This window comes from Methylobacterium sp. D48H (assembly GCF_053345715.1).
This window is the reverse complement of record NZ_JBKFAP010000001.1, coordinates 1,246,351-1,257,701: the sequence shown is the minus strand read 5'-3', so window position 1 is coordinate 1,257,701 and position 11,351 is coordinate 1,246,351. Positions and strand designations below refer to the sequence as shown.

Here is an 11,351-nt window from a genome sequence, read left to right as displayed (position 1 = left end):
CGCCTGCACCGGCCGCGCCTGCGCCGGCCGCGCCCGCCGCGCCGCCGCCGCCGGGCCAAGCCGCCCCTCAGGCGGCGACCCCCACGCCCGCCGCCGGCCCGACCCTCGAGCAGCCCTGCGGGACGCAGGCGGCCCGCTTCGAGAGCGCCAAGGGGTTCAAGATGGTGATCACGCGGGCCGGGCAGGTCCGCACGACGAACCCGCTCAGGCCGCTGACGACCGAGGTGAACGAGGTTCTCCAGGTGGTGATCGCCGGAAAGGTCGCCACGGCCTACGGGCCCGATTTCACGACGCTGCGGCGCGGCGGCGCCGCGTCGGGCATCGAGGCGATGCTGGGCGGTTCGATCCACTGGGAGCCGACGCTGCCGACCTTCCCCGACCCGATCGCGATCGTGAGCGAGGAGGGGACGCCCCTGGCGCAGCTGACCTTCCGCGCCTGCGAGGCGCCGCCCGCCGTCAAGGCGCCGAAGGTGCCGAAGGCCGAGGCCCGCAAGAAGGCGCCCCGCCAGGCGGCACCGAAGGCCGCAGCGGCCCCGAAGACGCCCCCCGGCTTCTCCATGCCCCAGGGGGCGATCGCCGAGTAGCGGCTACTTCTGCTTGGCGATGATCTTGTCCTTGATGCCGTCGTAGACGCTCTGCGGGATGATCTTCTTGGAGACGAGATCGTCCTTCCCGCGATACGGCCGTCCCTTGATGATCGCGGCCGCGCGCGCCGCGCCGATGCCGGGCAGCGCGTCGAGCTCCTCGGTGCTGGCGCTGTTGAGATCGATCAGCGCCCCCTTGGCGGCGTTCGGCGATCCGGCGACGGGCGCGCTCGGGGCCGCGGGCTTCGCGGGGGCCGTCGGTGCCGCGGTCGTCGGCGCCTGCGGCGCCTGCGCCAGGGCCGGGGCCGCGACGAGGCTCGACAGGAGGGCGAGGAGGGCGAGGGTCTTGGTGGAGGAAGCCATGGCGTTCTCCCGAGAGGCGCGGCCCGCACAGCGGTGCCGTCCGGCCAGATCTGCGCCGCTCCGCTTGAACCCGCCCTTAACGGTTGTGGTCCGGCACCCCTAGTCACGGGCCGGCGCCGGAGCTATAAGCCCGGCCTCATCCGTATCCCGCGGTGTGCGTGGCGATCCTCGATCGAGGAGCCGCCCGCGCGCCGCTTTGTCCGCGGCGTCACGAAGGATCCAGCCATGGCCGTTCCGAAGCGAAAGACCTCCCCCTCCCGCCGCGGCATGCGCCGCTCGGCCGACGCCCTCAAGGCGCCGACCTACGTCGAGGACAAGGATTCCGGCGAGCTGCGCCGTCCGCACCACATCGACCTGAAGACCGGCATGTACCGCGGCCGTCAGGTCCTGAAGGTGAAGTCGGCCGAGGCCTGAGCCTCGCGAGGGCGGCGCCTCAGGCGAGGCGCCGCGCGGCCTCCGCGTAGCGCGCGGCGGCCATCCGGGTCCGTTCCAGGCGCGACGGCAGCAGCGTCGGATCGCCCGCCGTCAGCAATTGCGCGATGAAGCCGGCGCGGGGTCTCCCCGCGGCCGCGCGTTCCGATGTCCGGGGGGCGGGCGGCTCATCGGACCGGCCACCGTCGATCAGGGCGAGCGCCTGGACCTCCGTCCGCGCCGCCTCGGGGGAGGCGTCCGCGTCCGGGACCGGCGCGCGCCGGGTGGAGCGGACCTGTGTCGGGCCGAGACGGCTGACTGTTCCGATACGCACCATGCGCACATTCTCCGCACGTTTCCGTGCCCGTGTCGCAAAGGTGGGGCCGACGTTTACCGATCGTCAACCCTTCGTCCGGTCGGTCCGGCCGAATTACTTTTTCGCGAGCGCTTCCAGGCGCTGCTGCATCTCCAGCATCTGGCGCTTGAGATCGTCCAGCTCGCCGCCCCCGTAGGTCGCGGGCTGAGTCGCGGCCGGCGCGGTCGGCTGGGCTCCCGGCGCGGGCGGGGCGAAGCCCGTGAACATCTTCATGGCATCGCCGAAGAAGTTCATGTTGGTGCGCACCTGCTGCTCGATGGCGTTCTGGAACGCCGCCGGGCCGAAGCTCTGGGCGAACTTCTCGCGCAGGCCGTCCTGGTCCTTGGCGAAGTTCGCCATGGAGAACTCGAGGAAGCTCGGCACCATCGTGCGCATGCTGTCGCCGTAGAAGCGGATCAGCTGGCGCAGGAACGCCACCGGGAGCAGGTTCTCGGCGCCGGCCTTGTTCTCCTGCTCGAAGATGATCTGTGTCAGGACCGAGCGGGTGATGTCGTCGCCCGTGCGCGCGTCGTAGACGACGAAATCCTCGCCGTTCTGCACCATCGTGGCGAGGTCCTCCAGCGTCACGTACGTCGAGGTGCCGGTGTGATAGAGGCGCCGGTTGGCGTACTTCTTGATGACGGTCTGGGTGGCCTTGACGGTATCCGCCATCGGGAACGGCCTTTCTGGACTCGGGACCGGGGGGCGTTGCAGACGCGCGGTGCTGTCTGACGGGGGCTGTCTTCGCGCCCGCAACACGATCCTTAAAGCCTTCCCCGGGCGCAGAAAACAGCAAACTGCAGCTGTTCAACGCAGAATAATGCAGAGCGGTCGGGGCGGTCGCGCCATTTCAGTCTCGCGGTCGCGTCATCGGCGCGTTTGGCGCGTTGATCCACAACCTTGACTTCGCCCACCTCAGGCCCTTCATCCCAGGGCCGGCACAGAGCGCGCCCCGGGACGTGGAAGGCGCGCCGGCTCGCGAGAGGAGAACGTTCACATGGCAGGCAGCGAAGAGATCGTCATCGTCGGAGCGGCGCGCACGCCGGTCGGCTCGTTCGGCGGCGCCTTCGGGGCGGTGCCGGCCCACGAGCTCGGCGCGACGGCGATCAAGGCCGCCCTAGAGCGCGCCAAGGTCTCGCCCGACGAGGTGGACGAGGTGATCTTCGGCCAGGTCCTCACCGCGGGCGCCGGCCAGAACCCCGCCCGGCAGGCGGCCATCAAGGCCGGCATCCCCGAGAAGGCTACCGCCTGGGGCCTCAACCAGGTCTGCGGATCGGGCCTGCGCACGGTCGCGATCGGCATGCAGCAGATCGCCAACGGCGACGCCAAGGTCATCGTGGCCGGCGGCCAGGAATCGATGTCGCTGTCGCCCCACGCGCAGTACCTGCGCGGCGGTCAGAAGATGGGCGACGTGAAGCTCGTCGACACCATGATCAAGGACGGGCTCTGGGACGCCTTCAACGGCTACCATATGGGCCAGACCGCCGAGAACGTCGCCCAGGCCTTCCAGCTCACCCGCGAGCAGCAGGACCAGTTCGCGACCCGCTCGCAGAACAAGGCCGAGGCCGCCCGCAAGGAGGGCCGGTTCAAGGACGAGATCGTCCCCGTCACGGTGCCGGGCAAGAAGGGCGACACGATCGTCGACACCGACGAGTACATCCGCGACGGCGCCACCCTGGAGGCGATGGGCAAGTTGAAGCCGGCCTTCACCAAGGACGGCACCGTCACGGCCGCCAACGCCTCGGGCCTCAACGACGGCGCCGCCGCCCTGGTGCTGATGTCGGCCTCGGAGGCCGAGCGCCGCGGCCTGACCCCGCTCGCCCGGATCAAGTCCTGGGCGACCGCCGGCGTCGACCCGAAGGTGATGGGCACCGGCCCGATCCCGGCCTCGCGCAAGGCCCTGGACAAGGCCGGCTGGAAGCCGTCCGACCTCGACCTGATCGAGGCGAACGAGGCCTTCGCGGCCCAGGCGCTGGCCGTGAACAAGGATATGGGCTGGGACGACGCGAAGGTGAACGTCAACGGCGGCGCCATCGCCATCGGCCACCCGATCGGTGCCTCGGGCGCCCGCGTCCTCGTCACCCTGCTCCACGAGATGAAGCGCCGCGACGCCAAGAAGGGCCTCGCCACGCTCTGCATCGGCGGCGGCATGGGCGTGGCGATGTGCGTCGAGCGGACCTGATCGGTCTGTCACGACAGTATCGGCCCACAACATAGACTTAAGGCCGAAGTCAGAAAAAATCGCGTGCGGACGCCATCCGCACGCGGCATCAAGTGATGCGAACAGGAGGAAACAATGGCTCAAGGACGCGTCGCCCTCGTGACGGGCGGCACCCGCGGCATCGGCGCGGCGATCTCGAAGCGGCTCAAGGACAAGGGCTACAAGGTCGCCGCCAACTACGCCGGCAACGACGAGGCGGCCAACGCCTTCAAGGCCGAGACCGGCATCCCCGTCTTCAAGTTCGACGTGGGCGATCTCGCGAGCTGCGAGGCCGGCATCAAGGCGATCGAGGCCGAGCTCGGCCCGGTGGACATCCTGGTGAACAACGCCGGCATCACCCGGGACGGTGCCTTCCACAAGATGACGTTCGAGAAGTGGCAGGCGGTCATCAAGACCAACCTGGACTCGATGTTCACCTGCACCCGTCCGCTGATCGAAGGCATGCGCAGCCGCAACTTCGGCCGCATCATCATCATCTCGTCGATCAACGGCCAGAAGGGCCAGGCCGGGCAGACCAACTACTCGGCCGCCAAGGCCGGCGTGATCGGCTTCGCAAAGGCGCTCGCGCAGGAGAGCGCCTCGAAGGGCATCACGGTCAACGTGGTGGCGCCGGGCTACATCGCCACCGAGATGGTGATGGCGGTGGCGGAGGACATCCGCAACAAGATCATCTCCACGATCCCGACCGGCCGCCTCGGCGAGGCCGACGAGATCGCCCACGCGGTCGAGTATCTCGCCAGCGACGAGGCCGGCTTCGTGAACGGCTCGACGCTGACCATCAACGGCGGCCAGCACTTCGTCTGATCGCCGCGGGCGCGCCGGATCGACCCGGCGCGCCCGCCCTGTGGGCGAGCCGCCCCACCGCGCCGGACGCGCATCTCTCCGTCCGGTGAGCGTTCCTTCCGACACTCCGCGCGGCCGAGCCCGACGACGGCGCTCCTAGCGCCGGGCCCCGCCTGCCGGCGACCGTCCCGGGCCGCGCCGGTCCGGCCCACGCGCCGCGCGCGCCGCCGGCCGTGGTCGCGGGCCCGCACCATCCGACCCATCAAGCGTGACGAAAGTCCTTCCCCGCGTGCGGAATCGCGCGTTGGGCGGGATAACGGGCATTGCGGGCAGCGATCGAGCCGCCGGCCCGCGTGTTCTGAGACACGAACAATTCGAACGGCCTCGTATAGACCTCCTTCCATCGGCTCACGGATGGTCCTGCCGATAGAAATCGAGGTCCTGAGGATCATGAACAACTGGTTTCACGGTAAATTCGGCGTTCAGTTTATCGGCGCGAGCCAGAATTGTTCTTCCCGCACGACCGCGATCCGTGACGACCGCTCCGGGCTGCCCGCAATCGCGAAGCTCGGGCTCGCGGCGGCCTGTGCCCTGGGGCTGGCGGCCTGCGTCACCCCGCAGGAGCGCCACGCGCTGGATCAGAACCAGTGCTACGCCTTCGGCTTCGAGCCCGGCACCGACGGCTTCGCCGAGTGCATGATGGGGCTCCACCAGCAGCGCGCCGTCGCCCAGTCCAACAGCAACCTGTACTGGCAGGCGCAGCTCGCCGAGCAGAACCGCCGCCGCGAGGCGCAGCAGGACCTCTACAAGGTCATGAGCCTGCAGCGCACCGGCGACGCGCGGTTCCCCGTCTGCGGCGCCTCCTCGGACGGCGGCATGGATCGCCGGACCATGACTTGGTACGGCCCGAACTGCCGCGCCCGCTGATCCGGATCGAGGGAGGTCCCCATGTCCGACATGACGACGCGCGGCCCGCGCAACCCGAGCCGGATCATCTTCGTGACCGTGGCCCTGATCGGCATCGCCGTCGGGTTCGCGACCGCCAGCCTCGTGTGGTTCACGCTCGCTGTCCTCGGCTCCGCCGCTCTGACCTGCGCGGGCTACGGCCTGATCCGGCGGCGGCTCGGCTGGAAGCCGCTGAGCGGTGAGTACCTGTTCAACCTCCTCCACGTGCTGAGCCCGCACTAGGCGGACACCGCGCACGGCCCTGCGGTCGCGCCGCGGGGCTCATCGGCGGGCGGCGCAGGTCCACGAAGACCTGGCCGCGCCGCGCCCCCATCCCCCAGACCGCTCCGCCTCCGAGGCCACCATGACGCTCGCCCTCATCATCACCGGCTTCCTGATCGTGAACTTCGTGATGGCCGGCCTCTTCTCCCTCGTGGCCCTCTGGGCCGACTGAGCGGCGGCGTTACGGAGCGCCGACGCAGTTGGCGTAGAAGGTCGTGGTCGCGGGCCAGTCGGAGAAGACTCCCAGCACGCCCACCTGACCGTGCAGGACGTCGAGCAGCCGCAGGATGTCGCCGTCGCCGGTGACCACCGGCTTGATCGACTGGTAATAGTACCCGCCGCCGCCCTTCAGGGGGCCCGAGCGCTCCAGCGACCACGCGATCAGCCCCAGCCCGGCCGCCTTGGCCTCCCGGGCGTAGGTCGAGGGCTCGATCGTCCCGTCCGGGCCCGGCCGGACCAGCATCCACAGCGGCGGCGCCAGGATCTTCACGCCCTTCCGGGCGAGCTCGGCCATGCCGGGCTGCCACGTGGCGGGCTTCTCCGGGTCGAAGCCCTTCGCGGTCTCGTCCCGGTCGTCGAGGAAGATCGCCTGGCGGCCGAATTCCGGATCCTTCTCCAACCAGTAGAGGATGTCGCGGAGCTGGAAGCTCTGCGGGTAGACGTCGGAGGCCGGGATCCCGGCCTCCCGGTACTCGTCGACCAGCTGCTGGGCGTACATGTCCTGCGTGTAGGTGCCCTGGAACGGCATCGGGACCTGGGGCGCCTTCAGTTCGGGGGTGAATTTCCGCCCCATCCCCTTCACCAGCGCGATGTACTCTTTGTGCGACATCAGCGTGCCGGTGCCGGCGTAGAGGTCGGTGCGCCAGCGCGGCGTGGCGTTCATGTAGGCCGCCACCGTGGTGGCGTCCGGGTCGGACGCGTCCATCTTCCCGTTCAGCGACTTGAATTCGTCCAGCGTCAGGTCGCTGGTGCAGCACTTGGCCGAGGCCTTCCGCCCGGTGGCCGGGTCGGCCGGCGTGAAGCCCTGCGTGCACTTCGCCGCGAGCTCGGGCCGGGCGAGGATGTCGGTGGTCGTGTGCAGGTCGCACTGGCTGTGGCGGCAGACGAGCTGGCGGTCCTTGGTGAAGGCCACGTCGCACTCGATGATCCCGGCGCCCATCCGGTACGCGGCGAGCAGGCCCTCCCGGGTGTGTTCGGGAAACATCAGCGGCGCGCCGCGGTGCGAGATCGAGAAGGTCCGGGGCGTGTAGGTCCGGTCGACGCCGCAGGCGGCGAGCCTGTCCTTGAGCGGGCCGGGCTTCAGCTGGTCGACGAGATAGAAGGGCCGGGGGCCGAGCTGGGCGGCCTCGCCGGCGAGCGCGGGGCCCGCTCCCAGAAGCAGCCCCAGCCCCAACATGATCGCACGCATCGCGAACCTCCCGTTTCAGGCCGCCGGTAGAGGGGGACGGTGACAGGGGCGTGACCCCGCACGCCCCGGCGCGCCGCCGCCATGATAGCGGCGGATCATCCGCGCGGCGTCGGCCGCCAGTCGGGCGGCGCCATCTCGAAGCCGGCGAAGTCGAAGCCCGGCGAGACCGTGCAGCCGACGAGCGTCCAGGCGCCCAGGCTGGTGGCGGTCTGCCAGTGGCCGGCCGGCACGACGCATTGCGGGCGCTGCCCGGCGGCGAGGTCCGGCCCGAGATGCCGGGCCTCGGCGTCGTGCCCGTTGGGGCTCGTGGTGATCACCAGCGGCGCGCCGGCGTGCCAGTGCCAGATCTCGGTGGCGTCGACCCGGTGCCACGCCGAGACCTCGCCGAGGTCGAGCAGGAAGTAGATCGCGGTGCCGACCGAACGGCCGTCGACGGTCCGTGGATCGCGGAACGTCTCGCGGTAATGGCCGCCCTCCGGATGGGGATTCAACCCCAGGGTCGCGATCACCTCGGCTGCCGTCATGTCCAGCTCCCTGTCGGTCCCGGCCGCGCGGATCGTCCGCGGCTTGCCGGCACTTGGCACCGATGCTACCGGCCGAAAACCCCGCAAGGTCCGAGAACGATGCCGAGCCCGACCGTACGTCTCCACCGCGGCGACCTGCCCGCCACCTACGACGCGGGGCGGGCGGTGGCCATCGACACCGAGACGCTCGGTCTCAACCCGCATCGGGACCGCCTCTGCGTTGTGCAGCTCTCCACCGGCGACGGCACGGCCGACGTGGTGCAGATCCCGCAGGACGGGCCGGAGCCGGTCGTGCTCAAGCGGGTCCTAGCCGATCCCGGCATCCTGAAGATCTTCCACTTCGCGCGGTTCGACGTGGCGGTCCTGTACAGGGCCCTCGGCGTGATGCCGAGCCCGGTCTACTGCACCAAGATCGCCTCGAAGCTCGCGCGCACCTACACGGATCGCCACGGGCTGAAGGACGTGGTCCGCGAGCTGGTCGGCGTCGACCTGTCGAAGCAGCAGCAATCCTCGGACTGGGGCGCCGAGACCCTGTCGCAGGCCCAGCTCGACTACGCGGCCTCGGACGTCCTCCACCTCCACGCGGCCCGGGAGCGGCTCGACGCGATGCTGGCCCGGGAGGGTCGCACCGACCTCGCGGCCGCCTGCTTCGGCTTCCTGCCGACGCGGGCGCGCCTCGACCTCGACGGCTGGCCCGAGACCGACATCTTCGCGCACACCTGATCGTCAGGCGGGGCCTGCACACTTCCTGTGCGGAGTGAGACTTTCCTGTCACCGCACCGCGATAAGTCGCTGGTAGGTTGTGGCTGCCTGGGCTTCCGAGTCCCGGCCAGGCCCTCCTCGCCGGTCGCCCACCCGATCAGGCCGGCGAGGAGGGTCCGTCGCCCTCAGGTCAGGGTCCGCGGGCCCGACGGCGTGCTGATCCGGGCGGTCCAGCGCGAGCCCGGGCCGGACACAACCTGCGGTGGAGCGACGAGGCCCAGCGCCGCGTGAAGCCCCGCGACGGCGGCGGGATCCGGATCCGTCAGGACGAGCGCCTCCAGACCGGCGCCGAGATCCGGCATCGTCGCGGCGGGATTGCCGCGCGGTCCCCACGCCATCGCGCAGGGCGCGGCCCCGTCCGCCGGCCACGCCCCGCCCGGGGGCACCGCGAAGCGCCAGGACAGGTCGCCCCGGGTCATCGTCGCCGCCGCGCCGAGGAGCGCGCTGTGCGCGGCGAGGAGGCCGTCGAGATCGTCCGCGCGGGCGACGAAGCCGCGCAGCCGCCGGCCCGAATCCCAGTCGGCCCGCACCCGCGCCGCGTCGCCGAGGCCGAACCAGCGGGCGCCCGACGGCGGCGGCGCCTCCGGATCGACGGCGATCACCTCCAGGAACAGGGCGTCGCCGAGGCGCAGCAGGTGGTTGCGCGTGCCCATCTCGCGGTGGCGACCGCCCTCGGGCATGGCGAGGCCGAGGCAGTCCCGCACATGGGCCACGCCCTCCGCGAGGTCGGGCGCGACGACGACGAGGTGGTCGAGGGTGAGCATCGTTCGGGCTCCGTGCGCGCGGGCACCTATGCAGCCGGCCGCCGGGCATGCCCGGGACCGCACCGGTCCCGACCCGGTCTCGGCGCTCACGGGCTGCCTCGGGTGAGGCGGCGAGGGGTAACGTCTGAGCGTCCCCAAGAAAAAGGCCGGGGCCCCGCGAGAGGCCCCGGCCCGGGAGTGCGTGCCGGGCCGGGCCTCGTGCCCGGCCGGCTCTCACATCACAGCGAGTAGTACTGCACGAACTCGATCGGGTGCGGTGTCATCTCGTAGCGCAGGACCTCGGTCATCTTCAGCTCGATGAACGAGTCGATCTGGTCGTCCGAGAACACGCCGCCCTCCTTGAGGAAGGCCCGGTCCTTGTCGAGGCTGTTCAGGGCCTCCCGGAGCGACCCGCACACGGTCGGGATCTTCTTCAGCTCCCGCGGCGGCAGCTCGTACAGGTCCTTGTCCATGGCCGGGCCCGGGTCGATCTTGTTCCGGATGCCGTCGAGGCCGGCCATCAGCAGCGCCGAGAAGGCGAGGTAGGGGTTCGCCATCGGGTCGGGGAAGCGGACCTCGACGCGCTTGGCCTTCGGGCTCTTGGTCCACGGGATGCGGCAGGAGGCCGAGCGGTTGCGCGCCGAGTAGGCGAGCAGCACCGGCGCCTCGTAGCCCGGCACCAGGCGCTTGTACGAGTTGGTCGACGGGTTGGTGAAGGCGTTCAGCGCCTTGGCGTGCTTGATGATGCCACCGATGTACCAGAGGCACTCCTGGGACAGGCCGGCATACTTGTCGCCCGCGAAGACCGGCTTGCCGTCCTTCCAGATCGACTGGTGGACGTGCATCCCTGAGCCGTTGTCGCCGTAGACGGGCTTGGGCATGAAGGTCGCGGACTTGCCGTAGCTCTGCGCGACGTTGTGGATGCAGTACTTGTAGATCTGCATGTGGTCGGCGAGCAGGGTCAGCGTATCGAACTTCATGCCGAGCTCGTGCTGGGCCGAGGCCACCTCGTGGTGGTGCTTCTCGACCTTCACGCCCATGGACTGCATGGCCGCGAGCATCTCGCCGCGCATGTCCTGCGCCGAATCCTGCGGCGGGACCGGGAAGTAGCCGCCCTTGGTCTGGACCCGGTGGCCGAGGTTGCCGCCCTCGTAGTCGGTGAAGCCGTTGGTCGGCAGCTCGGTGGAGTCGAGCTCGAAGCCCGTGCGGTACGGGTCGGCGCCGAACTTCACGTCGTCGAACACGAAGAACTCGGCCTCGGGGCCGACGTAGATCGTGTCGCCGATGCCGGTCTGCTGCAGGTAGGCCTCGGCGCGCTTGGCGGTGCCGCGCGGGTCACGGCCGTAGGGCTCGCCGGTGGCCGGCTCCAGCACGTCGCAGACGATCGACATGGTCGCGGCCGAGAAGAACGGGTCCAGCGTGGCGGTGACGGGATCCGGCATCAGCAGCATGTCGGACTCGTTGATCGCCTTCCAGCCGGCGATCGAGGAGCCGTCGAACATGGTGCCCTCGTCGAAGATCTCCTCGTCGATGAGCGACACGTCGAACGTGACGTGCTGCCACTTGCCGCGCGGGTCGGTGAACCGGAAGTCCACGTAACGCACGTCGTTGTCCCGGATCGTCTTCAGCACCTCGGCCGCAGTCGTCATCGTGGGCATCCTCCAGGGATCTCTGAATCGGCTCTCGTGGCGCACCCGCACGCGGTCGCGCGCCGGCAAGCGGCGCTTGATATCCGGCGCGGGCGTGCCTTGCCACCCGCCGGGCAGCGGAATCGGCCGACGGATGAAACGATCGGCCCGTTCGCGCACCCGATCTCGCAACCGTGATCGGCAGCTCCGTTTCTAGGGCACCGTTGTTCGCCGGCAATGGCCTTCCTGGCACGATCCATGCAATTGCGGCCGCAGCCGTCGACGAGGCGGCAAGCCGTTCGCGTCTTCCCGGGTTGCCCAGGTCGCGCATCGATACGGACG

General features: G+C 70.3%; 14 protein-coding genes. 7 read left to right on the top strand and 7 right to left on the bottom strand.

Going from position 1 to position 11,351, the window contains the following annotated elements; genetic code table 11:
* A partial coding sequence (locus ACLBX8_RS06150) for a hypothetical protein (RefSeq protein ID WP_447714743.1) occupies positions 1-584 on the top strand: 584 nt, incomplete at its 5' end.
* 3 nt (positions 585-587) lie between these two features.
* On the opposite strand, the gene ACLBX8_RS06145 is transcribed toward ACLBX8_RS06150, so the two are convergent.
* Positions 588-947, bottom strand: coding sequence for a helix-hairpin-helix domain-containing protein (locus ACLBX8_RS06145; protein WP_091676385.1), 360 nt, complete (start codon positions 945-947; stop codon positions 588-590).
* Between the two features lie 225 nt (positions 948-1,172).
* Here ACLBX8_RS06145 and rpmF point away from each other — a divergent pair, with 225 nt between their 5' ends.
* Entirely contained in the window at positions 1,173-1,361 is a 189-nt protein-coding gene (gene rpmF / locus ACLBX8_RS06140; RefSeq protein ID WP_003601373.1) for a 50S ribosomal protein L32, read from the top strand.
* A 19-nt stretch (positions 1,362-1,380) separates the two neighbouring features.
* On the opposite strand, the gene ACLBX8_RS06135 is transcribed toward rpmF, so the two are convergent.
* Positions 1,381-1,695 carry a hypothetical protein gene (locus ACLBX8_RS06135; RefSeq protein ID WP_447714742.1) on the bottom strand — a complete coding sequence of 105 codons (315 nt, stop codon included), beginning with the start codon at positions 1,693-1,695 and terminating at the stop codon, positions 1,381-1,383.
* A gap of 93 nt (positions 1,696-1,788) precedes the next feature.
* Entirely contained in the window at positions 1,789-2,385 is a 597-nt protein-coding gene (gene phaR / locus ACLBX8_RS06130; protein ID WP_056531522.1) for a polyhydroxyalkanoate synthesis repressor PhaR, read from the bottom strand.
* 325 nt (positions 2,386-2,710) lie between these two features.
* On the opposite strand from phaR, the gene ACLBX8_RS06125 reads away from it, so the two are divergent.
* From ACLBX8_RS06125 to ACLBX8_RS06110, 4 genes are all read left to right on the top strand, one after another.
* Positions 2,711-3,895, top strand: a complete 1,185-nt coding sequence (locus tag ACLBX8_RS06125; protein ID WP_091926534.1) for an acetyl-CoA C-acetyltransferase — start codon at positions 2,711-2,713, stop codon at positions 3,893-3,895.
* A gap of 114 nt (positions 3,896-4,009) precedes the next feature.
* Positions 4,010-4,738, top strand: a complete 729-nt coding sequence (phbB, locus tag ACLBX8_RS06120; RefSeq protein ID WP_020090774.1) for an acetoacetyl-CoA reductase — start codon at positions 4,010-4,012, stop codon at positions 4,736-4,738.
* A 429-nt stretch (positions 4,739-5,167) separates the two neighbouring features.
* Entirely contained in the window at positions 5,168-5,644 is a 477-nt protein-coding gene (locus ACLBX8_RS06115; protein ID WP_234081968.1) for a hypothetical protein, read from the top strand.
* 21 nt (positions 5,645-5,665) lie between these two features.
* Positions 5,666-5,905 (top strand): hypothetical protein, encoded by a 240-nt coding sequence (locus ACLBX8_RS06110; RefSeq protein WP_447714741.1) that lies wholly within the window; start codon positions 5,666-5,668, stop codon positions 5,903-5,905.
* A 220-nt stretch (positions 5,906-6,125) separates the two neighbouring features.
* On the opposite strand, the gene ACLBX8_RS06105 is transcribed toward ACLBX8_RS06110, so the two are convergent.
* Entirely contained in the window at positions 6,126-7,352 is a 1,227-nt protein-coding gene (locus tag ACLBX8_RS06105; RefSeq protein ID WP_447698330.1) for a glycerophosphodiester phosphodiesterase family protein, read from the bottom strand.
* Positions 7,353-7,447: 95 nt separating this feature from the next.
* The gene (locus ACLBX8_RS06100) at positions 7,448-7,876 is read right to left on the bottom strand and encodes a cupin domain-containing protein (protein ID WP_447698331.1); all 429 of its coding nucleotides are present in this window, start codon (positions 7,874-7,876) and stop codon (positions 7,448-7,450) included.
* A gap of 99 nt (positions 7,877-7,975) precedes the next feature.
* Between ACLBX8_RS06100 and ACLBX8_RS06095 the strand changes: the two genes are divergently transcribed.
* A complete protein-coding gene (locus ACLBX8_RS06095; RefSeq protein ID WP_447680862.1) occupies positions 7,976-8,599 on the top strand; it encodes a ribonuclease D in 624 nt (207 codons plus the stop codon).
* A 164-nt stretch (positions 8,600-8,763) separates the two neighbouring features.
* Here ACLBX8_RS06095 and ACLBX8_RS06090 read toward each other — a convergent pair whose 3' ends face one another.
* Together ACLBX8_RS06090 and glnA are read right to left on the bottom strand one after the other, a co-directional pair.
* Positions 8,764-9,402, bottom strand: coding sequence for a VOC family protein (locus ACLBX8_RS06090; RefSeq protein WP_447698332.1), 639 nt, complete (start codon positions 9,400-9,402; stop codon positions 8,764-8,766).
* Between the two features lie 218 nt (positions 9,403-9,620).
* The gene (glnA, locus tag ACLBX8_RS06085; RefSeq protein ID WP_012322030.1) at positions 9,621-11,030 is read right to left on the bottom strand and encodes a type I glutamate--ammonia ligase; all 1,410 of its coding nucleotides are present in this window, start codon (positions 11,028-11,030) and stop codon (positions 9,621-9,623) included.
* Positions 11,031-11,351 lie beyond the last annotated feature (321 nt).